Raw genomic sequence first — 24,211 nt, 5'->3', positions numbered from 1 at the left:
CTTGCATGCCGTCTATAATGGAAGAAGACGCAAGGAGGTTTAACCGATGAGACGAAATAGAAAAAGGGGCTCGGCTTGGACCATAGTCGGGTTATCCGCCTTATTGTTGCTCAGCGGGTGCGGAGGCGCCAATAGCCCAACCGGTGCGATTCAATCCAATAAACCGAGTAACAGCAATGCCTCGTATGAAGTGTCTAACGAGGACTCCGGCATTGAACAGGCAACCTATACGATAGACGACTATGATGCGGCGGTAGCGAAAGCCCAGCTTGCCTTCGCCTTCGACCTGTACGATGAAGTCCGCAAGGCAGACACGGACGCGGAAAGCAATGACTTTCTCTCTCCCGCAAGCATTGCTACAGCACTGGCGATGACCCTCAATGGGGCGGGCGGGGACACGCTCAACGCGATGAACCAGGTTTTGCATCTGAAAGGCATGGATGCCGAGGAACGCAACCGCGGCTATCAAGTCCTGCTGGATCTGCTCTCCCATAGCGGGGAAGAAATCAAGCTCTCCGTTGCCAACTCGCTCTGGGCAAGAGATGACTTGAACTTTAATAAACAATTCATCCAGACGAACAAAGACCATTTTAATGCAGAGATGGAGTCGCTCGACTTTCAGGATGCGCAATCGGCGGATAAGATCAACAAATGGGTGCGTGAGCAAACTGCTGGCAAGATAAACGAAATAATCAAAGCGCCGATTAAGGAAAACGCCATCCTTTTCCTGCTCAATACCATCTACTTCAAGGCCAACTGGGCAAGCGAGTTCAATGAGGACCTTACAGAAGCCCGCCCGTTTACGAATGCCGATGGATCGCAGCAGGATGTGCCAATGATGCTCAAAGACGGCAAGCTGAGCCATCTCAGTGGAGAAGGCTTCCAGGCCGTCCGTATTCCTTATAATGGCGGAAGCATGAGCATGGTTGTTTTTCTCCCGGATGAGGACAACAACCTTGATGCCTTCCTGGATGGTTTGTCTGCAGCACAGTGGAAGAAGTGGCTGGACCAATTCAAGCCTGCTATAGGCCAGCTGCGGCTGCCGCGATTCAAGATGGAATACGAAATCACCTTGAATGATACCTTGAAGGCACTGGGAATGGAGACGGCATTTGATCCGAATCGGGCAGATTTCTCGCCGATGATCACGCACGACAACAATGTTTACATCGGAGAAGTCAAACACAAGACCTTCATTGAGGTAAATGAACAGGGCACGGAGGCTGGAGCGGTGACAAGTATCGGCATGGAAGCGACGTCCGCCCCCTCCAATACGTTCGAAATGGAAGTCGATCGTCCTTTCTTTTTCGCCATCCACGATGAGCGTACAGATGCGATATTGTTTATGGGGACAGTCCGGCAGATGGATTGATCCCAGTCCAGCCCTGCACTGAAGCCAGGCAGGGTGGAAGGCGGCAGTGTTCGGGTAGTTGGAGCGATTGGATCAGCTATGCAAATAGATCGGCTTTCGGCCTCACATCATACTCTCTGAAGCTACTAGGAACACGACCGAAAAAGCAATTTTACGAAAGCCCTCCAGACACCATACAAAGTATTGCGATTATTTATGGTTCGAGTATAGGTTGGCAGTGAGATTATTCGGCTTGCTTGTCCGGCTCCGGCGGTTGCTCTGGTTACACGCCGACGAGCGGACAGCATTGCGCATGTTGCTCTTGCAAATCGGATTGTTCCATCTAGACGTACTTCCGAACCATAGAGATATTATGGTGACCGAGAATCTTTTGTAATGTGATGCCTGCCTTTTCGCCGTGCAGACGGATTCGTTCATAGGCTTGGTTGTACGTCAGAGGCTTTCCGTTGTTCAAAAGGAATACCTCGGAGGGACTGCGGTTAGCAAACTGCTTCCGGTTCTCTTCGCTCAACGCATCAAGAAGCTCCGCAGTACGTTTACTCATCGGCACAACCCGCGACTTGCCGTTCTTGGCAACGCTGGCGCGAACGGTGGTCGTTCTGTCGGTCAGGTTCAGCGCCTCATTGATTCGAAGCCCGGTGTCGAAAAGCATGGTGTGCAACACATAGTCCCGGAAGCCTGTATACTCCCGTTGGTTCGGTGCGGCAAGCAGTTGTAGCACTTGCTCATTCTTGAAAGCGCCGATGGTGTCCTCTGCAACCTTTTGCAGCTTGATGCGGGCGGCAAGGTCGGTTTGCAGGTGTCCTTCGTCGTGGAGAAACCGAAGGAAGCACTTGAGCGTCCGGGTGTGTATGTTTACGGTCGCAGGAGACAAGCCTTTGGCGGTGTTATCACTCTGCAACGTCGGGTGTCCGTCGTACAGCGTTTGTTCGGTCAGCATGTGTTGCACATACTTTCGAACGTGATCGGTGGTCAGTTCTTCCAGTTTGAGCGTCGGGTGATGTTCAGTCAGCCAGCGTTGCAGGTAGCGATAGTGACTTTCGTGGTCGTTCAGTGTCCGAGGCTTCAAGCCCTCTGTCTTCTTGGCGCGGAGAAACAGGCTGAAGTAATAATCGAGTGGGTGGTGCAAGCGGCAACAAAATTTTCATATATAATCATTGTAAAATGTGGAAATCCAAGCGGACAAGGTATCCACGCTAACGGCCAGTTTAATAAATTTCAAGTTGTATGTCTTGAATGTCATGAATACCTCTCTAATGTAATAAGGAGGTTTTTACCATATATTACCATTTTAAAGGTGTTAACTTACGACCTCATCATAAGGACTCGATTGATTATCTAGTTGGCAGGTTAAGTACAGATCCTTCGATTTTAGCTATTATTATCTCCGGTTCTGTCGCTAAAGGGGTTGCACGCGAGGACTCTGATATTGATTGCTATCTGGTCGTGAGCGATGATTTATTTGAAGAGAAAAAACAAAGAGATCAATTGTTTTATTTTGAGAGAGACGGATGCGACTATCCAGGCGGCTATTACGATGGTAAAATCATACCCTATCGCTTTCTTGAAGCGGCTGTGGTCAGAGGTAGCGAGCCGACCAGAGCTTCGTTCGATAAGGCGTTCGTTGCATTCTCACGGATTTCTGGAATGGATGATTTAATCGCAAAAATCCCCGTCTATCCTGAACATAACAGAGAAAGGAATCTTCAAGATTTCTTTGCACAAGTAGAACTGTATGGCGGCTACTTTGCAGATCGGGCTATCGAGCAGGGAAACATTTATTTACTGATCCATGCTATTGGTCAGGTCGCTTTGTTCTCTGGTCGACTAGTGCTCGCCTACAACCGAGTGTTATTTCCGTGCCACAAGTCTATGACGAGCGTTTTAAGGACACTCCCCCATATACCTGAGCGCTATTTTTAATTACAGGAAAATATGTTACTTAATCCCAAGAGAGAGACGATACAAGCGTTCGTGGACTGTATTCGCTCTTTCCACGAGTGGGGAATAGCTCCACACGAAGCAGTGAGTCGGTTCGTCCAAAATAATGAGTGGAATTGGCTAGAGGATGAACCGCCATTGTCCGATCGTTAACATTCTCTACATTAGGCCATTAAGTAACGGATAACGATAATGGGCCTGTAAACAATCATTCAACACTCTGCAAACAGCAGTGTTCCAGTCCATCCGCCCTCCGGGAACTACCTTGCTTCACCTGGCCTTTTGGTGGCGATCCGTTCGACTTGACCCAGCTACAGGTGGATGACTTCCCTCGGCTCAAACCGGATTGCCGCTCAAGCCCCGTCCTCCACGGGCTTCTTGCTCCACAAGTCCTCCCAAGCGTTGCATATTCTCTTGTCGCCGTGCACGACTTGCCCGGCAGCAGCACATAAGCGTATTGCGCCTGATACGGGTTGCAGCCATGATCACAGATTCTGGTATGTTCTTGTCAACGGTTCAGCAGATCCCGTTCTTTGAATTTCATTCCATGAGCCCGTTCGCGTCTCGCGCAATCCCTTGATCATCCATCCCCCGGGAAAATAGTATCCAATATCCCTTCCGCTGTTATCTCCGGCTATATGAGCCCAGTGCACGCCCGGCATCGTCTCCGACCAGCCGGATGCGGAGGACTTCTCAACTCCGTCTACCGTTTCGAATGAATCGTATATCCAGTTGTAAACATTCCTGACTCCCGGAGCGGTCACAGAACACTTCGATCCGCCCAGCACATAGAGCAGACTGGTTAGCTCAGACAGCAGCGCTTTGCCATATCCGCCCGTGTAAGGATGCTTCGAATGCTGTAAAAACGATCCGTCCGTATAGAAGCCGCCTCCATCCGAAACATAGTCGAATACCGCAGTAAGGCCGTTTATCGCTTGCTCCAGCTTCGCATTGTTCTTCACAATCATGCCGCGTGCGGCAATAACCGTACATTCCCATACTCGATTTGCTCCGTTCATGTCCACCGTTGGCTGAAAACGTTCGACAGCCGTCATATAATTGGCAATTTGTTCGCTTGTTAATTGGCAGAACCCTTGGTTCATACGCAAGCGCCATCTCTTTCAGACGACGGTAGTTGGAAGTAACATGGCTGGAATTCGCCGTGCTGGCCAGGTCGCTCCACAGGCAAGTTCGCCGCCCTGCATCCTTATCCAGAGAAGCCCGGTTGGACTCGGCTGTATTCGTTATAACGGCAATCTGATTGGCAATAGCCGGATCGCCCGGATCGTACGTTGTGCCTCCGGTCAGCATCTCCTTCCATTTGCTGCGCAGAACATCATAATCATCAAAATTATTATTCATAACGGATACCTCGCTTATTTGGAGCCTGATGTTTGCTTAAGGGGGACCCGGCACTTAAAAGCGGCCGGTGACAACACACCGGCCGCGAATTAACGCTTCTTCCATCTCCCTCAGTTATTGATTATGCGGCACGCGGACTTCGACAGTTTCCGTAGCCGTATGGCCCGCAATGTCTGTAATGACATACGTAATCGTATAAACTCTGCCGTTGCCGCCGCCTGCCCGATTCGCCCGAAGCCGGAACTCCCGGTCGTCGGTCCCGAAGTCCGCGTCGACAATATCGGTGCCGATGGCAACCTGTTCATTGCTGACGATGGAGACAAGGGTTACCGACGCTACCCCGGACCCGGCATCGGACGCATCAACCGTGACCTGAATGTCGTGCAGCTTGCCGTTCGGCGGCCAGATCGATTCGGGATTGGCCACCAACGTTGCTTCCGGCGCCGCCGTATCGATACGAACGGTCAACGCCTTTGCGCTTTCGACATTTCCGGCTCCATCCTTGCTGTAGAACTCCAACGTATGAGCACCATCATCAGCGAGCAAGACCGGCTCGTCATACGATGTCCATGCCCCGCCGTTCACCCGATATACCGTCTCGGTTACGCTGGAGATTTCATCCGTTGCCGTCAGCTCCACGCGAACCGGAGCCGTATGCCAGCCATTGACTTCCGTTCCGCCGCCATCTTGCACAATAATAGCGGTTGTCTCCGGCGGCGCTTCATCGATTGGATGAATCGTCACATCAATAAAATAATCTTTGTTGTAATCCGCCAGCGGAACCTCGCCGGCCGGCAGCACGACCAGAACGGTCGTTCCATCCGTGCGCGCTTCATTCCGCTTGATGACGCTGTCGAGCGTCAACGTCGAGCCATTCGTCTTGTGCGTCAATGTGCCCGTAATCCGAAGCCCGGACAAGGTGTTCTCCAGCACAGGGAATGGGAATGCCGCGAGGGGGACGATCCACCGCATAACGCCCTCAGACGGATTCATGCCCGCAAAGCTTACCCGAATATCGATCGGGTTGAAGTCCACCGGCTTCTCCGGCGGATGGATTGTAAGCGTCAGATTGTAATTCGTATACGTGAAGAGCGGCACATCATCGGTAGGGTTGACGACCAGGACGGTGGTGCCGTTCGTCCGCACCTCGTTCCGCTTGATGATGCTGTCAAGCTCAAGCGTGGTGCCGTCCGTCTTATGCACCAGAGTACCCGTCACTCGCAGACCGCCCAGCAGATTTTCCGTAACCGGGAACGGGAAGTCCGCCATTCGCACCACGAAGCGAAGCGTCTGCTCCGTCGGACTTGTTCCTTTGGTCGAGACGGTCGTCTCGAACGGCTCAAAGTCGTAAATCGTCTGCGGCAGCTTGATTCCCGCATCGACGAAATCATTCGGCTTCAACGTTCCGCCGCCAAGGTTTTCGGTCTGGCCGTTTGTTTTTGTCGCCGACAACGTATACGTAAAGCTTTGAGCCGGGTCATCCACCTTTATCAGGAACTCGTAAGGGTATCCGGAATTTTCCACAGTCATCTCCGGCCCATTCCCGATCCGGTATTTCATCGTCAGCTTGCTTGTTGAATCGTCCCGATCGCTGATGTAGACATAGGAATGGTAGCTTTCCGGCGTAATCTGGATCACATGGCCTTTGCCCCTCGTATGCTCGGATACGGTGCCGCGAGCGTTATTGGAATAAACATAGTCCGGATTGGCGTAGGCCGGCGCCTGAACGCCCGGAATGTCCAGCATGACTGAACGAATCCCTTTTGCAGGAATTTCGATGGTAAAGCTGCCGTTCGTTACGGCAATCGTCGATACAGCGCCGTCCGCCTCATGGACGGTGGCAGTACCGCTGTATCCCGCCCCGCCTGGGACTTTCTCGCCCAAGGCAATTGTACTTGTCACCGACACATTGCCTTCGTTCATCAGGGCCAGCCCCAACACGCCGTCTTTGCGCGCTGCGATATAATCGATCTCTACCGTGTCGGGATCGATAATGCCGCGATCCAGCCACAGCCACATATCGTCTTCGTTATAAAACTTGCCCGGCGCATGGCCGAACTGATTGGAAGCAAAGTAAGCGTACCCCGACTGATAGATCGACGGGAACTCAATATTCCGCTCGGACTTCGACCAGGCGCTGTTGATCAGGAAATCCTCCAGCATCGAGATAAAGACCGGAATATGATGCCAGTAGATCGATGTGTAGTCCGGACCGACATACGGATAATCCGCTTTCATCTGATGGAAGATCGCCCGGTCCTGATAATAGCCCGGGTAATTGCCGAACCGGCCAATCATCGCGTTGCGCGCCATCGTCTCGAAATAAGGGTCGCCCGTATATTCCGACAGTTTGACCAGCATGCCCGCCCAGTTGTTCATCGTAATGACGTTGCCGTGTCCAGGCGTTCGCGGATGTTCGGTACCCATCCCCGCTTTGGCGATCAGCCAGCCAGGCGCTGTCTCTGCCTGCAGAGGCGGTCCCGCCTCCTGCGGCGGCAATGCCGAACCGTCGGGGTTGCCGAGCCGCCACTGCTCATCGCCATGCCACCAGAACGTAAAGCGGTCTGCGACAAGCGGCCGTTCCGCCGTTGCAACCGGATCGACCGTATAATCGGTCGTCGCATAATCATTATGGTATCCGGTTGTCCATACACCGGTCGCCAGCAGCCGCGCGCATTCCTCCGCAGCGTCCAGATACTTCTGCTCGCCGGTCGCCTCGTAAGCAGCCAGGAATGTCGTCACCATCGGAATGTAATCGCCGTATATAAAGCCGCTTACGAAACGTCGCTCGCGATTGGACGGCGCGTTCGGATAAGTTTCCAAATACTGATCCGCCAGCGCCCGCACTTTGGCCAAATATTCCGCATCGCCAATATATTTGTGCAGCGCTGCCTGATCGGCGACGCCGGCCAAATTCGCGGTTTCCTTCGCGGATTCGATGGCCGTATCCATCAGGAACGGCATGCGTCCTTGCGTCATCTCGTACAAGCCGCCGTAGACGCTCGCCGAATAATTGGTGACGGCCCCGCCCATCGTGGAAGGCGGATTCGGCACATAGTTCCCGCCGCCGGGACTGTTCGTCGTCTTGAAATGGTACCGCTGCCTGCTAAGCAGGTACGCCAGCGTAGGCGCGGCTCGCTCGTCCAGAATCTCTTCGTTCTCCGTCAGCAAATAACGCTGGACCGCCGTCATCGCATTCGAAACCGTTGTCAAATGCCGCTCTTCCATATTGTAATGCGCCATATTGACGGGATCCCATCCGCCGTAATCGTCATCCATCATCAAATCCGTTGCATTGTAGATAGCTTCGTTGACGGAATGAAAATAATTTGTCCGCAGATCGGTAAAATTGAACAACTTCTCCGACACATGCGTCAGCGTTTCATACCAGGAGCCGAGCCGGTTGACGATGCGAAAGCTCACCTCGTAGCTTTCGCCGCTGTCGAACAGGCTGCTCTCCGTGCCGAATAGCGGCGCCACCAGTTGCGGTCGGACGTTGCTTTCCTGATCGCGGAGCACCAGTCCGAACGTGGACTTATCGGGATACGAGAACCCTTGCGGCACGCTCGTCGGATCCATCACGACGCCGGCCGTCAGCTGCTTGCCAGGCGCTTTCGATTGTTCCGGCGTATAATGAAGCGTCGCCATCGGTGTAAACAGATAGCTGTCCGGGATGATGCTTGCGCCGTCCGGAACGGCCTTCTTCACATACAGCAGCGGTGCGGTTACCGTATCGTAATCTTCATAATTCACGCCGTCGCCGCTATATAGCAGGAAGGAATAAGCTCCAGCCTCAGGGAATGTTGCGTTCAGCGTTACCTTCGGGTCGTCCGCCAGTTCATCCAGCTCGAAGGTTACCGTTAGCTGCGCTTGCGTATTGGCAAAGCTCAATTCGATTTGGTTATCGGCCACCTTCTGGAAGTTCGACGGAATAAACCATACCGGCCAGCCGGATTTGAAATAATCTTCAACGACCAGGCTTGTCTCCACGCCGTTCACCATAGCCGTTTGTTTGGCGAGCAGGAATTGCTCCTTCTCACCGGCGTATTCGCTGTTCAGCGCGGACATCATCAGGAAACCCAATTCCTCCGTCTTCCGCTTCACCGGCACCCACGCTCCGCCGTCCTTCACGAAAATCTCGTTTTGCACAAGGCTCCCTTGCGATCCTTCGCCGCGATGGAAAACAATCTTTACCGAATCATTTTCGATAGAATCGGTTTCTAGAGCCTCCACATCCTCCTTGGCCCAAACCGGGAAATCGGCAGGCGGAAGCGAATCAAACGGGTTGGCCGGCTTCACGATTTCCAGCAGTTCTTCTTTATTTACCGGAGGAATCAGATTCAGATCTTCCGTCAGGAAAAAACCTTCGCTTCTGGCGTAAAAGCCGGAAGTGTCGAGGAGCGCCAGCTCATGCACGCCTTCCTCCAAGTAATAAACGCCGACCTCCGACCAGCGGAACCCTTCCATGCCGTGGTCGCCGAACCGCTCCTCAGCCATAACGCCGTCTACCGCCACGTGGAACGTCCGGGTTCCCGGCTGATTCGTCGCATAGTCTCTGTCGCGGACCCAAAGCCGATAGTTCGCCGTCTTCTCAATGTCGACCTCCGCAATCGCCGGGTCGCCGCCTTCGCCGTTAGCCTCCTCAGGAGTCGAACCGGTTGAGCGTCCTGTGACATGGTCGCCGGACAAGGTCCAAGATCCAAACGATTTGAACAGATTCGGCGTAATGTAGAAATGCTGCGTCGGTAAAGTCGGGTTTTCCGGAGCTTCCTCCGCCATCGCTGCAGCTCCAGGCAACGAAGGGATGATCAGGCACAGCGCCAACAAAAATGCCAACAGCTTTTTCATACTCATTCCCCGTTTCATTGTGTTTTTACAATAAAGTCTTGCCGCCTTTCCGTTATGCAAATGCCGGCGGCGAATGAATGGTCACTGTCAATGTATAATCCTTGTAATCGGCGAGCGGGACGTTGCCGGTCGGATAAACGACAAGCACGGTCGTTCCGTCCTCGCGCACCTCGTTCCGCTTGATCAGACTGTCGAGCGCAAGCGTAGTGCCATTGGTCTTATGCGTTAACGTGCCGGTGATGCGCATGCCTCTCAGCACATCCTTCTCCACAGCGAAAGGGAACGGCGCCACCGGGACAACCAGACGGATCACGCCTTCCTGCGCGTTCATCCCGGGATAGCTGACCTGAACGTTGAACGGCTCGAAATCGCCCAGAGGAATTGGCGGGAAAATGGTGACGGCTATACTGTAGTCCCCATAATTGGCGAGCGGAACTTCGGCGGTCGGATAGACGACCAGCACCGTCTTACCGTCGGGCCGCATCTCGTTTCGCTTGATCAGGCTATCCAAATATTTGGTTGTGCCATTGGTCTTATGCGTCAGCTTTCCTGTAAGGCGAAGACCCTTTAAAAGATTTTCCTCTACAGAGAACGGAAACGACTCTGCCGGCACGACCAGACGAATGACTTGTTCCGCCTCTCCTGTCCCCGGGTAGCTCACAGGAGCATCGAACGGTACAAACGCCCCTTGCGGGTGAAGCGTGACGGTCAGACTGTAATCCTCATAATTGGCGAGCGGAACGTCTGCGGTCGGGTAAACGACGAGTACGGTTGTGCCGTTCGGCCGCGCTTCATTGCGCTTAATAAAGCTGCTCAGCCGCAACGTCGAGCCATTCGTCTTATGCGTCAAGGTGCCCGTAATGTGCAGACCCGTAAGCGTATTCTCCGCCACCGGGAACGGGAATGGTTCTACCGGGACGACCAGCCGGATGACGCGTTCCGCCTCCCCCGTCCCCGGATAGCTGACCGGGACGTCGAACGGCGTGAATTCAGCCGGTGGCGCCGGCGGATGAATCGTAAGAACAAGATTGTAGTCCGTATACGTGAAGAGCGGCACTTCAGCGGTCGGGTAGACGACAAGCACCGTCGTTCCGTCTGTCCGCACCTCATTTCGTTTGATAACGCTGTCAAGCTCAAGCGTCGTGCCGTTCGTTTTGTGCACCAGCGTACCCGTCGCGCGATGGCCGATCAGCAAGTCTTCGGTAACCGCGAACGGGAAGTCCGTCATCGGCGTCACGAAGCGAAGCGTCTGCTCCGTCGGACTTGTTCCTTTGGTCGAGACGGTCGTCTCGAACGGTTCGAAATCATCGATGGTCGCCGTCTTGATGCCCGCATCGACGAAATCATTGGGCTTCAGCGTTCCGCCGCCAAGGTTTTCGGTCTGACCGTTCGATTTTGTCGCCGTCAACGTATACGTGAAGCTTTGAGCCGGATTGTTCACCTTCACAAGGAATTCATAAGGGTAGCCGACATTTTCCACGGTCGTCTCCACTCCGCCCCCGATCCGGTATTTCATCGTCAGCTTGCTTGTTGTATCATCCCGATCGCTGATGAATACATAGGCATGGTAGCTTTCCGGCGCAATCTGGATCACATGGCCTTTGCCCCTTGTATGCCCGGATACGGTGTCGCGGACGTTATTGGAATAGACGACATAATCCGGATTGGCGTAGGCAGGCGCTTGAATGCCAGGAATATTCAGCACAACCGAACGAATGCCCTTCGCGGGAATATCGATCGTAAAGCTGCCGTTCGCCACGGCAATCGTCGATGCGGTTCCGTCCGCCTCATAGACGGTGGCGGTACCGCTGTACTCTGCGCCGCCCGGAACTTTCTCGCCCAGTTCAATGGTGCTTGTCACGACTGCATTGCCTTCATTCATCAAAGCAAGACCCAGCACGCCGTCTTTACGCGCCGCGATATAATCGATCTCTACCGTATCGGGGTCGATAATGCCGCGATCGAGCCACAGCCACATATCTTCTTCGTCATAGAATTGACCCGGCGCATGGCCGAACTGGTTGGAGTTAAAATACGCGTATCCCGATTGATAGATCGACGGGAACTCAATATTCCGCTCTGACTTCGCCCAGGCGCTGTTGATCAGGAAATCCTCCAGCATCGAGATAAAGACCGGAATATGATGCCAATAAATCGACGTAAAGTCCGGACCTGTGTATGGATAATCCTCCTTCATCTGATGGACGATCGCCCGATCCTGATAATAGCCCGGATAGTTGCCGAACCGGCCAATCATCGCGTTGCGCGCCATCGTCTGGAAGTAGGTATCACCCGTATATTCCGACAGTTTGACCAGCATGCCCGCCCAGTTGTTCATCGTAATGACGTTGCCATGTCCCGGTGTCTGCGGATGCTCGGTGCCCATGCCCGCTTTGGCGATCACCCAGCCCGGCACCGTCTCTTCCTGCAACGGCGGCCCGGCCTGCTGCGGCGGCAATGCCGAACCGTCGGGGTTGCCGAGCCGCCACTTCGTGTCGCCATGCCACCAGAAATTGAATCGTTCCGCATGAAGCCGACGTTCCGCCGTCGCAACCGGATCGATCGTATAGTTGGTCGTTGCATAATCATCATGGTATCCGGTTGTCCAGATGCCGGTCGCCAGCAAATGCCCGTTCTCTTCTGCCGCGTCCAGATATTTCTGTTCGCCTGTCGCCTCATAAGCGGCCAGGAACGTCGTCACCATCGGGATGAGGTCGCCATAGATAAAACCGCTTACAAAACGTTGCTCGCGTTTGCTCGGCGCGTTCGGATGATTCTCGAGATAATAATCCGCCAGCGCCCGAACCTTAACCAGGTAATCCTCATCCCCGGTATATTTGTAAAGCGCCGCCTGGTCCGTAACACCGGTCAAATTCCCGGTTTCCTTCGCGGTTTGGACCGCCGTATCCATCAGGAACGGCATGCGCCCTTGCGTCATCTCGTACAACCCGCCATAGACGCTTGCCGAATAATTCCCGACGGGTCCGCCCATCTTCGAGGGCTTATCCGGCACATAATTCCCGCCGCCGGAGCTGTTCGTCGTTTTGAAATGATACCGCAGCCTGCTGAGCATGTACGCCAAGGTAGGAGCCGCCCGCTCGTCCAAAATTTCTTCATTCTCCGTCAGCAAATAACGCTGCACCGCCGTCATCGCATTCGACAACGACGTCAGATGTCGCTCCTCCATATTGTAATGAGCCATATTAATTGAATACCAGCCGCCGTAGTCGTCATCCATCATCAAATCTGTCGCGTTGTAGATCGCTTCGTTGACGGAATGGAAATAATTTGTTCGCAGATCGGTAAAGTTGAACAGCTTCTCCGATACATGCGTCAGCGCGTCATACCAGGAACTGAAACGGTTGACGATCCGATAGCTCACCTCGTAGCTGTCGCCGCTGTCGAACAAGCTATGCTCCGTGCCGAACAAGGGCGCAATCAGTTGCGGCTTTACATTGCGCTCCTGGTCGCGAAGCACTAACCCGAACGAGGACGTTTCCGGATAGGCGAAGCCTTGCGGCACGCTTGTGGGATCCATGGCAACGCCGGCGGTTAGTTGCCGGCCGGGAACCTTCGATTGCCCCTCCTTGAAATGAAGCGTCGCCATCGGCGTGAACAGATAGCTCTCCGCAATCATGCTTGAATCATCAGGAACTGTCTTCTTCACGTACAAGAGCGGCGCGGTCACCGTATCGAACGCCTCGGCGTCAACGCCATCTCCGCTGAACAGCATAAAGGAGTAAGCTCCCGCCTGCGGGAACTGCGCATTCAGCGTCACCTTCGGATCGTCGGAGAGCGCGTCCAGCGTAAACGTTACCTGCAGATCCGCTTCTGCATTCGGGAACGTCAGCACGACGGTGTCGTCATCCAGCTTCTCGAAGTCCGACGGAATAAACCATACCGGCATGCCGGTTTTGAAGAAGTCTCCCGTATAACCGGCGATCGTCCGGCTGCCCGCATCGATCGTCTGCCGTACAAGCGCGAATTGGCCGGCCTCGCCGGCGAATTCGCTGTCCAGCGCAGACATCATCAGGAAACCCAGTTCCTCCGTCTTCCCTTTCACCTGCACCCACGCTCCGCCATCCTTGACGAAAATCTCGTTCTGCACGAGACTACCCTGCGCGCCTGCGCCGCGATGGAAGACGACCTTCACCGAATCATTTTCTATGGAAACGGTTTCATCCGAAGGGACATCCTGCTTCGCCCAATCCGGAAAATCGGCGGACGGCAGCTCGTCGAACGGATGATGCGGCTGGACAATTTCCAGCAGTTCATCCTCATTTTCCGGAGGAATCAGACCCAAATCCTCCGTCAGCAGAAATCCCTGGCTTCTGGCGTAGAATCCCGAGGTGTCCCATAGCGCAAGCTCGTGAACCCCTGCGTTCAAATGATAGACGCCAACCTCCGACCAACGGAAGCCCTCCATCCCGTGGCTGCCGAACTTCTCCGCAGCCATGGCGCCGTCAACGCCTACATGAAATGACCGCTTGCCCGGCTGGTTGGTTGCGTAGTCCCGGTCGCGAACCCATAGCTTGTAACTCCCCGCCTTTGTAATGTTGACCTCGGCGATTGCCGGCGTCCCGTTCGTGCCGCCGGTACCTCCCGTGCGTCCGGTCACATGGCTCCCGTCCAGCGTCCACGAACCGAACGACTTGAAGGACAACGGCGGGATACGGAAATGTTGCGCCTCCGAGGTCTGGCTATCTGCTGCCGACACAACGGTCCCAGGCAATGAAGGAACAAGCAGACACATGGCCAAAAGGAACGCCAATAACTTTCTCATCATATGCCTCCTCAATTGGTTTATTATATCCAACGGCATACGATCCGCCGCCGCTTGCGGAAGCGGCGGCGGACGTAACAAGCGCCGTAGCTACTGCTGCGTGCTCTTGATGTACTCGTTCATTTGCTCGACGTATTTCTGACCGCCCTTCTCGTACCATTGCGCCAGCAGGCTGTCGAATTCATCTATTGGCAGCTCGCCGATCATTATTTTCGTAATCGTCTCGTCCCAGATCAGTTGAAAGTCCATAAATGCCGGTTCCTTGGACGCAGGCGGGACGAATCCCTGATCCAATGAGAACGCAACAGTCTCTATCGACCGATCGACCCACTTCTTCAGATATTGCTGCTGCTCTACCGGCGCACTGGCGGGGAGGAAGAAATCGCCGTCGTTCGCTCTTCTAACGATACTCTTTCTCCAGGACGCCTTCACATCGGGATTGTACTCACGGACTCCGTTCACCATCTTGTATTCAACGCCCTCGATGCCGTATTTGGCAATCTCCCAGCCTTCATCCGACAACAGCCATTCGAGCACTTCCAAAGCTCGCATCGGCTCTTTCGCTTTGTTCGTCAGGCCCCATACGCCAAACGTTGCCGTTCCGAACGCTACGCCTTTCAATTGACCCTCGCGATCCTGAACGTAGAGATATTCAATATCCGCGTCGGGATCAATTTTTTTAGCCCTTTCCTCCGTGCCGGGCATGTAGGCCGCGAACTCGGATCGAATGCCTGTAATTCCCCGTTCGAGTCGTTCATTCGACGCTCCGCGGTCGATAACGGCGGAATCCGGGTCGACAAGACCCTCCTTGAACGCCATTTGCGTATAGCCGAGCACTTCTTTATACACCGCCGAATTTTTGTCGTACATCGGCGTCATATATTCGAATTCGCCGCCTCCGGACTTCTGCCAACCAAGGTTTCCAAACTGTGAGGACAAGATCGGATCGATCATCTTGTTTGTGTTAAGAAATGCGGCAAAGCCATACGTGTCATTTTTGCCATTCTGATCCGGATCCTCAAACGTAAATTTACGCAAAATTTCCGTAAATTGATCAATGGTTACTTCGCGGTTCTCCGGCACCTCGAAACCGACGTTCTTCAGCCAATCCTCACGAATGATGAAACCGTCATTGCGGGCAACCGATGTGCGCGGAACAGCGTAGATGTTGCCGTCGCGCTTTGTCTGAACAGCTTCCCAGGAGATATCGTACGTGTACTCCTTGATATTCGGCAATTGATCCAGATACGAATTGACCGGAATAACGATGCCTTCATCTACCGCATTCAGGAATGTATCGTCGGTCTCGGACGGGAAGAGAATGAGATCGGCATAGTCTCCGGACACCAGGGACAGCTGAAGCTGCTCCTTATAGCCGGTTGATGGCGGAACGATCCATTCCAGATCGACATTCAAAGTCTCCTCCATTTTGTCGATAACCGCCTGATCCCCCGGCAAGATGTCGGCGTTGTTGAAGTTGGCCATAAGCTTGATCGTGACCCGCTCCCTTGTCTCGGCCGGCTTGGTCGCAGCCGCCGTCTCTGCCGGAGGCGTCCCTGTTGCGGTTGCTCCACCCGAATTGTTAGGCTCCGGGCTGTTGCCGGAACAAGCTGCCAACGCCACCATCGTCGTAGCAATTGCAATACTCGCTGCACTTCTGAATGTATGCTTCATTGTTGCGCTCCCCTCAAACTTTATTTTATTTTTTATGAGAAAACCTCTATCGAAGCCTTTCAAAGAGGATCGACCGCGTTTAGAGGTGGGTTTTATCGCCAACAAGAATTTCACATATCCGACAAGCTCGGATATTTATAAATTCTGGCGTGGTAATAAAGGCTGTCGCCCTTACTGCCGAATCGGAATGTCAGCCCTTGACGGAGCCGAGCATAATGCCTTTTACGAAATACTTTTGCAGGAACGGATACACGCATAGAATCGGGATCATGACAATCATCAGTGTCGCGTACTGGAGAGTGACCGGCGTAATGGCAATTTGCGCAGCCTCCGCAGCGTTATCTCCTCCTGCAATCATGCTCAGCTTCGACCCTTGGATAATTTCGCGCAGGAACAGCATAAGCGGCCACTTATCGACGTCGCGAATATACACGATCGCGTTGTAGAAGTTGTTCCAATAGCTGACGGCCGAGAACAGGCAAAGCGTTGCAATGATCGGAAGCGATAGCGGTACGACAATGCGGAACAGGATGTAAGGATCTGATGCGCCGTCGATGCGGGCAGCCTCCTCCATCTCTTCCGGAATATGCTCCATAAAGGTTTTCATCAGAATCAGACTGAAACCGGTGAGCAGCGCGGGCAGCACGAGGGCAGCAAGTTCATTGATCAACCCCAGTTCGCGCATCAAATAGTAGTTCGGGATAAGTCCGCCGCTGAAAAGCATTGTAAACACGATCCCTACCATAATGATACCGCGGCCCCGGAGATGTTTCTTCGACAGCGGATATGCCGTAAGAATATATAGAACAATGCCGATCAGCACGCCGGAGACAGCGACGATAATCGTATTCCGATAGCTGCTCCACAGCACCGAGTGTTGCAGAATTTCCCGATATGCTGCGAAAGAAATATCCTTGGGCCAGATGCGCATCGGATTCTCCACAAAGGCGGTATATTCACTGATGGACACAGCGAATACGTTCAAGAACGGATACAGCATCAGCAGCGTGATAAGCGTGACGAGCGTGTTGTTGACGGCATCGAACAGACTGAATTTGAACCGCATTTGTTCTCCTCCTACCAGATAGATTTTCCGCTGATGGCTCGAGCGGCGTAATTCGACGAAATGATCAGAATAAAGCCGACCGCGCTCTTGAACAATCCGACCGCCGTAGCGTAAGACATCCGACCGTCTTGCAAACCAATCCGATAGGTATATGTCTCGAAAATATCGCCTGTTTCGTAAGTGACGGGGTTATACAGCAGAAATACCTGATCGAAGCCGTTGTCCAGAATATTGCCGAGATTCAACAAGAGCAGGATGACAATCGTAGTGGCAATGCCCGGAATCGTAATGTAATAAATTCGTTGCATCCGCGAAGCGCCGTCGATCTTGGCCGATTCGTACAGAGTCGGATCGACGCCCGTCATCGCGGCCAAATAAATGATAGTCCCCCACCCGACGCTTTTCCAGATTTCGGCGCTGACGATGATGCTTCGGAAATATTCCGGTTCCTGCAAAAACTTGATCGGCTCGTGCCCGAACGCCGTCACAATCTGGTTGGCTATCCCTGTCGTCGGGGACAGAAAGTTGATGACGATGCCCGCAAGCACCACCCAGGAAATAAAGTGCGGCAAATACAGAATCGTCTGCGAGATGCGTTTGAACGCGATTTGCCTGATTTCGTTCAGCATAAGCGCCAGAATGATCGGAGCCGGAAAACCGAAAATGATTTGGTATACACTAAGCAAAATCGAGTTTCTAAGCACCCGCAGGAAGTGGCTCGACGAAAATAATGTTTCGAAATTCGCCAGGCCGACCCAGTCGCTGCCCCAAATTCCTTTGACAATACTCAATTGTTTGAAGGCGATTACAATTCCGAACATCGGAACGTATTTGAAGACGAGGAAATACAGCAGACCGGGAATCAGAAAAATATACAACCATTTGTTTTTGACAAGGTGCTTGAGAAAACTTTCTTTTTTCACCGTAATGATTCGCTCAGGCGGCATGATGCCTTTCATCTCGGAGTTGGGTTGCGCCACGTTGTCGATTCTCCTTCCTTCGGAAACTTGCTTCCGGGCTTGATTGTTTTCAGTATATAACCTGCCAGAGCAAATAAAAATGTCTCTCAAGCCATATAGTTAGGAAATGTAAACGCTTTATTCTAGAAGTTCCTCACGCAGCAGGGAGGTTTCTACATTTGGTGCGGCGCGATGAACCTGCTCTATGCTTTAATCTCGAAATGCTCCGTAACCGCCCTTTGCATGGCCTGCTCGTCGATCTCGACGCCGAGTCCCGGTTCGTTCGGAACGATCATATGCCCCTTCTCGAGACGGAAGGAAGCGTTCGTATATTCTGAGCTTCTCCGCAAGGCGGCAGGCTGATATTCATAAGTCAAGAAGTTCGGGATGGCCGCCGATACATGAATCGAGGCGGCGTGGCCAACCGCTTGATGAGCGCTCAGATGCGGCGCAAACGTGAGATGAAACGCTTCCGCCAGATGGGCGATCCGCATCATCTCCGTAATTCCGTTCCGTCCAATGTCCGGCTGCAGCACCTCGACCGCGCCGGATGCAATCCACTCTTTGAATGTATAAATCGTGCGCAGCGGTTCGCCGACGGCGATGGCCGTATCGATTGCCTCGGCCAGCTTGCGATGCCCATCCCGGTCCTCGAACGTAATTGGCGCTTCGAAGAAAGTGGCGTCCAACTCGCCAAGCGCGCGGCCGACCGTATACGCTTCCGAATGCGTGAACTTCCCGTGCGCGTCGAACATGAATTCCAGTTCGTCGGAACCGAACTTTGCGCGGATCGCGTACAGAGCCTCCAGATCGGGTTTCTTTCCTCTTCCGAACGTATGGAATTTGATCGCGTTGAAACCCTCCTCCTTCAGCCGGGCGACATTCTCGAGCCGCTCCTTCGCATCCGCCCCCGGCACGCTGGAGCAGTAACACTGCAGCTTATCGCGGTACTTGCCGCCAAGCAGCATATAGACCGGTTGACCGAGGGCCTTCCCTTTAATGTCCCAGAACGCGATGTCGAGCCCGGCCATCGCATCGACCAAATATCCGCCGGTATAACCGCGTTCGCGCAGCGTATCCAGCATACGGTCCCATAACATCTGGTTCTGCATCGGGTTCTGGCCAAGCGCCATCGGCGCCAGATGATGCTTCAAAATCGTCGCCACGACTTCCGGATTCGTAGGGGCCAATATTTCCCCCCAACCGGCGATTCCTTCATCGGTTGACACCTTCACGAAGACGGTCTCCGCGTTGACGGAGTATACACAAGATCGGCGGTTGCTGTCGGCAACGAAATAATCCGCCGTAATAAACCGCTTGCCCTCGGTCTGGATCGGCCCCGTCGGCCGCAACTTCACGATATACACTTCTATCTTCGTAATCTTCATGCCGGAAATCCCCCTTCTAGAAAACGGTCATTGTTGAACTCCCGCTTATTCGGATGCGTCGCTCTCGACGCGAATGCGCCATCCAAATTGAATATGTTGACCGGGAGCGATAGCGCTTGCCCCGGTTTCAGACGCATCCCGCGACAGGTTGAAGGCATTCGGAATGCATGTATGCGGTTCCAAAGATACGGCTTCCCCCCAGGGCGGTAAGAATATAATCATTACGGCAAACAACCCGTCCGTCTGAAATAAAATCCGCCGACCGCTCTCGCGGTCAGTCAGCGCACATATATACGGCGAGCTGCGCTCCGAATCGTCGAAACTGCGACATTGAACGCAGAGAAGCTTCTCCTGGATATCGGAGACGGCTATACCTTCACGAAGGCGAAGTGCAAGATCCGTCGCCTCCCGAAGTGCGTCGAAGTTGCCGTCGCCTCCGATTGACCATTGGGCGAATGTCGGCACTTCGAGAATGGTATGGTTCGGATCGCAACAGAAATAAGGATGATAGCCCAGCGAGAAGGGGGCAGACCGATCTCCTGCGTTACGCGCGCAACCCTCAAGCGCAAGCTCCCCATTCTTCAATCGAAGCGTTACCGAAAACTCCAGGTCTGCCGGATATGCTGCGAATCCCCCGGAATCGTGCCGGTATGCAAAGCTCGCTTGAAGATAAGCTCCGCTGTCTGCATCGGCTCCGTACGATTCGATCCGCCACGGCCAGCGGCCTATTTCTCCGTGTACATTGTGTTTCCCGTTACGGCTCGGTAGCCGATACTCAACGCCGCGATATGCAAAACGCGCGTTGCTCGTCTTGCCCGGCGGGCTGAGCGCCGCGATGCCGTATCGAAACGGGGCGGCTTTTAGCGCTGATATGGACGGTGGCGGCAGAACAACGTCCTCTCCGCCCGCGATGAAACGAATGATATTCATCCCGAAGCCTGGCAACACCTCTGCCGCCGTATTCCCTTCGACCAGCCGACAGACTGTTTCTCCTTCACGCTGACTCCAATCTATTCGATATTGGCGCATAGGCAGCTACTCCTCCGACTCCAGCTTGTATACGCCCTTCCTCCAGCGCTTCCTCAAGTCGGGGCGGACCAGGGCGGTCGCCGCAAGCAGCGTCATGCCGCCGTCCACAACCAGGTTGATGCCGTTGACAAAGGCGGACAAGTCGGATGCGAGGAATAGCACAGCATTCGCTATATCCGCCGGAAACGCGAGACGGCCTGGGGGATAGCAGTCGCGGTGGATATCGAACTCTGCATCGTTCTCGCGATTTCGCTGCTTCGCCTCGTTCAATACCCCTCCCGGGGAGACGCAGTTCGCCCGAATCCGGTATTTGGCGCCTTCGATCGCAAGCTGCTCCGTCAAGGCGATGATGCCGTTCTTCGCCGCCGCATATGCCGGGAAGCCGGGATTCATTCGAAATGCATTAATGGATGACATATTCACGATCGCCGGGGCTTCCGACTTGCTCAAAAGCGGCATCGCGTATTTGCTGCAGAGGAAGACGGACGTCAGATTGACATTCAGCATGTCGTTCCATTGCTGGAGCGAAAGATTTTCCACAAAGCCCCCTCGGGTCATACCGGCGCTGTTGATCAATATATCCAACGCCTCGATCCCCGCGAACGCCTGTTTCACCGCCGTTTCATCCGTGACATCCATGACGGCGGCTTCCGCCCGATACCCTCGCTGCACCAGGCGTTCCGCCTCTGCCTCCACCGCCGGACCGTTCCGATCCGCAAGCAGCACAGTGCAGCCTTCGGAAGCGAGCCGTTCGGAGATCTCCCCGCCCAAATTCCCGGCCGCGCCCGTAATGAGCGCTTTTTTTCCCGCTAACAGCATGGTCAGCAGCTCCGTTCCGTTGAGATTGTTGAGGATATTGCCGTTAACCTTTCCATTTGAGCGCCAAAGGGTCCAATCCAGCCAAAGTTTCGAATACTTCGCTGCGCAAAATATCGTCGATAGGAGCATTCGGATTCCGAACGTAAGCAGATCGAATAATGCCGCCCGCCTTCAGCACTTCCTTGTGTACGGCCATCGCGAAGCCCGCAATCGTTCCAATGCGGATAAATGGCAAGTAGCGGTAAAACAGATCTCTAGCTCCATCTTTATCGCCGGAGATGAATTTCTGATAAATGTCCACGCATGCGTCCGGGAATTCGCACGCCGGCATCGTTCCGGCCGCGCCACGACAAAGTTCCTCGAAATAGTACATGCCGTTGAGACCCCCGAACACTGTCAGCAGCCCTTCCGACTGTTCGATCACCTCCGTTATTTTCACCGTTGTCGGCGGAGCCTCCACCTTCACATACGCGATATTCTCGCACTCCTTCGCGAGCCTCGTCATCACAGGCACCGGGATCGCGACGCCGCTTGCGATAGGCGCGTCTTGCAGCATGATCGGGATGTCGACCGCCTTCGCGATCGCGACGAAATATTCGATCATCCGCTTGCCGTCCGGCTTGACCATGTATGGCGGAAGCACCATCAGTGCGTCCGCACCGGCGTTCTGCGCCCATTTGCTTAATTGCACCGCACCTTCCAGCCCCGTGTGTCCGCTGCCGAACACGAGCGGTACTTGCCCCTTCACCTCGTCCCTGACGATCTCCGCAATCATCTCCCGCTCCCGGTCCAGCAGCGTATACATCTCGCTTGCATTGCCAAACAGGGCGATGCCGTCCACCTTCGCCGCCAGTTGGAAGCGGACGAGTTCGCGCAAGCTTTGCTTATCCACCTCGCCCGTTTCGGTGAACGGGGTGGCCAGAATCGGATATACGCCTTTCAAAGCCCTGTGTGTTTGTGCCATGTCGCGATCACTCCCTTTGGAATTTCCCATTACACCGATCAGTATATATTCCGCAGGAGAAAATAAAAATTCCCCTCAGACTATAAATAGTGAGGGGATGTAAACGCTTTATTCGTACAGTTTCTCATACAGTAGGGCGGTTTTTACATTTGGTGCGTCACTATAAACCTACTGACGTTTAGGGATTCGCATCTCGACGATCGTGCCTTCTCCTTCTTTGCCGAAAATGCGAATGCCATAGTTCTCGCCGAAGATCAGACGGATTCTCTGGTTGACGTTGCTAAGCCCGATATGGGCGTCTTCCTTGATTTCCTTGGATTGAAGTCCTTGATTGATTTTGTCCGCCATCGCGTGGCTGAGGCCGACCCCGTTGTCTTTGATTTTCAACACGATGCTTGTCCGCTCCTCATATCCGATAATGCTGATCACGCCCGGTCTGCCGGAAGGTTTAATCCCATGAAAAATCGCATTTTCGATAATTGGCTGCAAGGTAAGCTTTACAGTCAAATAGTCGAGGATATTGCCGTTGATTTTCCAAATAACCTCCAATTGTTCCTTGAAATGAAGCTGCTGCACCTCCACATACAGCCTGGCATGTTCCATCTCCGCTCGCAGCGGAATAATACTTTCGCCTGTCGACAAGCTGAGACGCAGCAAACGCGACAAAGCCTGAATCATGACCGAAGCTTCGTTCTTGCCATGCGTCAGCCACATCACCTTCCAATTGATCGCTTCGAGCGTATTGTACAGGAGATGAGGGTTAATTTGCGCCTGCAGCGCGATGCCCTGCGCCTTGCTCATCATTTCGTAGCGACGATTCAACTCTTCCTCCATCTCTTTCTTCTGCTCCGTCGATTCCATAATTGTCGCTGCGATATATTTAATTTCATTGGCGGCCGCAGGCGCCTTGCCCTTAAAGTCCCTCATCGGCGGATGGCTTCGTTCGAGCAATTGCAGAATTCCCCGAATCGGTTGATAGGTCTTGACGGTAATCAGGAATGCAATGATGAGGCTGGAGCCAATGCCGATCGCGATTAGCAAATAAATAAACGAATGAAGCTGGTTTTGTCTCGATTCGTCGCGCTCCAACGGTACGATGGACAGATAGGTCCATTCGCTGCGGGAAGAAGGAACCGCCGAGACAATCCGATCCATGCCGTCATGCTTGACAATATCGGAGAACGGCGCCGTCGCCAGAGGGAGCGGCAATTCCGGATGCGACAACCCGATTGATTGGGTAATGGATTGTTGATCTTGCGTATAAACGATGTTGCCTGTTCGATCCAGAATATAAATTTCCTGTTCCGGTATAATCTCCTTTAGCAGTGGCTCCAGTTGTTTGGCGCCAATGGTTACGATCAGCAAATTTTCTCCGCTTGCGCCGCCAGTCGAAATCTTGCGGAACAACACAAGATTGTATTCTGCGGTGCTGCCAGCCGGCTTCTGCAATGTGCTGATCCAGATGTTGCGCTCATCCTTCTTGGCGGTGTATTCATCGAACCACCATCGGTGCTCAAACTTGTCCAACGTTCCAGCGTTTGTCGGAGAAAGCAAATATTCGTTCGGCCCGTTGCGGGAGTATATCTGGATCGAATCCACATAAGGATTCGTTAAAATCGAAGTGTGGAGAACGTCCTGAATGCTGCGAAAACTTGAAATCACGGAATAATTGAGCGGATATTCGATCTCGCTTCCCGTCAGAAACTTCTCGACGGCCGGGTCGACGCTGAGCCGGATGCCGAGATTCTCCGCCTCGGCCATAATGAGGTCCATCGTATCCCGAATCCGGGTGAGCTCGCTGGCGTTCGCGCGGCCCACCTCCTCTCGCAGCGTCGAGGCGTTGTAATCGAATACGAGATAATGAACGCATGCCAACGGAACCATAAGCAGAAAAAATACAACGATAAAATTTTTAATGAAAATACTGTTGAATTTATAGTTCCGGACATACGTCCATAATGTCGTTTGTTCTCCCATATGCGCCTCCCCGAGTAGCTTCGTTCCCG

Annotated in this window: 14 protein-coding genes and 1 pseudogene; 2 read left to right on the top strand and 13 right to left on the bottom strand. The window is 53.5% G+C overall.

All coding sequences use genetic code 11. The annotated features are described in order from the left end of the window. Nucleotides 1-46: 46 nt before the first annotated feature. Entirely contained in the window at nucleotides 47-1,372 is a 1,326-nt protein-coding gene (locus H7F31_RS12425) for a serpin family protein (protein ID WP_187104431.1), read from the top strand. Between the two features lie 322 nt (nucleotides 1,373-1,694). Here the strand turns inward: H7F31_RS12425 and H7F31_RS12420 are convergent, their stop codons facing one another. Continuing rightward, nucleotides 1,695-2,501 carry a tyrosine-type recombinase/integrase gene (locus tag H7F31_RS12420; protein ID WP_261800399.1) on the bottom strand — a complete coding sequence of 269 codons (807 nt, stop codon included), beginning with the start codon at nucleotides 2,499-2,501 and terminating at the stop codon, nucleotides 1,695-1,697. A 149-nt stretch (nucleotides 2,502-2,650) separates the two neighbouring features. On the opposite strand from H7F31_RS12420, the gene H7F31_RS12415 reads away from it, so the two are divergent. Beyond that, a complete protein-coding gene (locus H7F31_RS12415; protein ID WP_187105324.1) occupies nucleotides 2,651-3,295 on the top strand; it encodes a nucleotidyltransferase domain-containing protein in 645 nt (214 codons plus the stop codon). Between the two features lie 503 nt (nucleotides 3,296-3,798). On the opposite strand, the gene H7F31_RS12410 is transcribed toward H7F31_RS12415, so the two are convergent. The 12 genes and pseudogenes from H7F31_RS12410 to H7F31_RS12360 all read right to left on the bottom strand — a co-directional run bounded on the left by H7F31_RS12410 (nucleotide 3,799) and on the right by H7F31_RS12360 (nucleotide 24,182). After that, nucleotides 3,799-4,416, bottom strand: a complete 618-nt coding sequence (locus H7F31_RS12410) for a polysaccharide lyase family 8 super-sandwich domain-containing protein (RefSeq protein ID WP_261800503.1) — start codon at nucleotides 4,414-4,416, stop codon at nucleotides 3,799-3,801. A gap of 55 nt (nucleotides 4,417-4,471) precedes the next feature. Further along, nucleotides 4,472-4,624 (bottom strand): annotated as a pseudogene (locus H7F31_RS34575) (hypothetical protein); the annotation flags it as partial. A 165-nt stretch (nucleotides 4,625-4,789) separates the two neighbouring features. Further along, nucleotides 4,790-9,523: an OmpL47-type beta-barrel domain-containing protein gene (locus H7F31_RS12405; RefSeq protein WP_187104428.1), complete on the bottom strand. Its 4,734-nt coding sequence runs from the start codon at nucleotides 9,521-9,523 to the stop codon at nucleotides 4,790-4,792. 52 nt (nucleotides 9,524-9,575) lie between these two features. Further along, nucleotides 9,576-14,306, bottom strand: coding sequence for a glycoside hydrolase family 88 protein (locus tag H7F31_RS12400; RefSeq protein ID WP_187104427.1), 4,731 nt, complete (start codon nucleotides 14,304-14,306; stop codon nucleotides 9,576-9,578). Nucleotides 14,307-14,396: 90 nt separating this feature from the next. After that, complete coding sequence (locus H7F31_RS12395) at nucleotides 14,397-15,980, bottom strand: type 2 periplasmic-binding domain-containing protein (RefSeq protein ID WP_187104426.1); 1,584 nt, start codon at nucleotides 15,978-15,980, stop codon at nucleotides 14,397-14,399. A 190-nt stretch (nucleotides 15,981-16,170) separates the two neighbouring features. Beyond that, the gene (locus H7F31_RS12390) at nucleotides 16,171-17,046 is read right to left on the bottom strand and encodes a carbohydrate ABC transporter permease (RefSeq protein WP_187104425.1); all 876 of its coding nucleotides are present in this window, start codon (nucleotides 17,044-17,046) and stop codon (nucleotides 16,171-16,173) included. Nucleotides 17,047-17,057: 11 nt separating this feature from the next. After that, nucleotides 17,058-18,026 carry an ABC transporter permease gene (locus H7F31_RS12385; protein WP_261800398.1) on the bottom strand — a complete coding sequence of 323 codons (969 nt, stop codon included), beginning with the start codon at nucleotides 18,024-18,026 and terminating at the stop codon, nucleotides 17,058-17,060. 182 nt (nucleotides 18,027-18,208) lie between these two features. Continuing rightward, complete coding sequence (locus H7F31_RS12380; RefSeq protein WP_187104424.1) at nucleotides 18,209-19,393, bottom strand: mandelate racemase/muconate lactonizing enzyme family protein; 1,185 nt, start codon at nucleotides 19,391-19,393, stop codon at nucleotides 18,209-18,211. A 45-nt stretch (nucleotides 19,394-19,438) separates the two neighbouring features. Beyond that, the gene (locus tag H7F31_RS12375; protein WP_187104423.1) at nucleotides 19,439-20,422 is read right to left on the bottom strand and encodes an aldose 1-epimerase; all 984 of its coding nucleotides are present in this window, start codon (nucleotides 20,420-20,422) and stop codon (nucleotides 19,439-19,441) included. A 6-nt stretch (nucleotides 20,423-20,428) separates the two neighbouring features. Continuing rightward, the gene (locus tag H7F31_RS12370) at nucleotides 20,429-21,241 is read right to left on the bottom strand and encodes an SDR family NAD(P)-dependent oxidoreductase (protein ID WP_187104422.1); all 813 of its coding nucleotides are present in this window, start codon (nucleotides 21,239-21,241) and stop codon (nucleotides 20,429-20,431) included. 43 nt (nucleotides 21,242-21,284) lie between these two features. Then, nucleotides 21,285-22,205: a dihydrodipicolinate synthase family protein gene (locus H7F31_RS12365; protein ID WP_187104421.1), complete on the bottom strand. Its 921-nt coding sequence runs from the start codon at nucleotides 22,203-22,205 to the stop codon at nucleotides 21,285-21,287. A gap of 168 nt (nucleotides 22,206-22,373) precedes the next feature. Then, a complete protein-coding gene (locus tag H7F31_RS12360; protein WP_187104420.1) occupies nucleotides 22,374-24,182 on the bottom strand; it encodes a cache domain-containing sensor histidine kinase in 1,809 nt (602 codons plus the stop codon). Between the last annotated feature and the right edge of the window lie 29 nt (nucleotides 24,183-24,211).

Origin of the sequence: Paenibacillus sp. PAMC21692 (genome assembly GCF_014303795.1) — a bacterium.
Lineage (GTDB): Bacteria > Bacillota > Bacilli > Paenibacillales > Paenibacillaceae > Pristimantibacillus > Pristimantibacillus agaridevorans.
Note: the sequence above shows the minus strand (reverse complement) of the source record. Positions and strands in the feature narration are given on the sequence as shown.

What these genes read in the sequence shown, in the direction of transcription:
- H7F31_RS12375 (WP_187104423.1), bottom strand. Translation starts at nt 20,422, where the DNA reads ATGCGCCAATATCGAATAGATTGGAGTCAGCGTGAAGGAGAAACAGTC.
- H7F31_RS12410 (WP_261800503.1), bottom strand. Translation starts at nt 4,416, where the DNA reads ATGAACCAAGGGTTCTGCCAATTAACAAGCGAACAAATTGCCAATTAT.
- H7F31_RS12405 (WP_187104428.1), bottom strand. Translation starts at nt 9,523, where the DNA reads ATGAAAAAGCTGTTGGCATTTTTGTTGGCGCTGTGCCTGATCATCCCT.
- H7F31_RS12370 (WP_187104422.1), bottom strand. Translation starts at nt 21,241, where the DNA reads ATGCTGTTAGCGGGAAAAAAAGCGCTCATTACGGGCGCGGCCGGGAAT.
- H7F31_RS12425 (WP_187104431.1), top strand. Translation starts at nt 47, where the DNA reads ATGAGACGAAATAGAAAAAGGGGCTCGGCTTGGACCATAGTCGGGTTA.
- H7F31_RS12395 (WP_187104426.1), bottom strand. Translation starts at nt 15,980, where the DNA reads ATGAAGCATACATTCAGAAGTGCAGCGAGTATTGCAATTGCTACGACG.
- H7F31_RS12365 (WP_187104421.1), bottom strand. Translation starts at nt 22,205, where the DNA reads ATGGCACAAACACACAGGGCTTTGAAAGGCGTATATCCGATTCTGGCC.
- H7F31_RS12360 (WP_187104420.1), bottom strand. Translation starts at nt 24,182, where the DNA reads ATGGGAGAACAAACGACATTATGGACGTATGTCCGGAACTATAAATTC.
- H7F31_RS12390 (WP_187104425.1), bottom strand. Translation starts at nt 17,046, where the DNA reads ATGCGGTTCAAATTCAGTCTGTTCGATGCCGTCAACAACACGCTCGTC.
- H7F31_RS12380 (WP_187104424.1), bottom strand. Translation starts at nt 19,393, where the DNA reads ATGAAGATTACGAAGATAGAAGTGTATATCGTGAAGTTGCGGCCGACG.
- H7F31_RS12400 (WP_187104427.1), bottom strand. Translation starts at nt 14,306, where the DNA reads ATGAGAAAGTTATTGGCGTTCCTTTTGGCCATGTGTCTGCTTGTTCCT.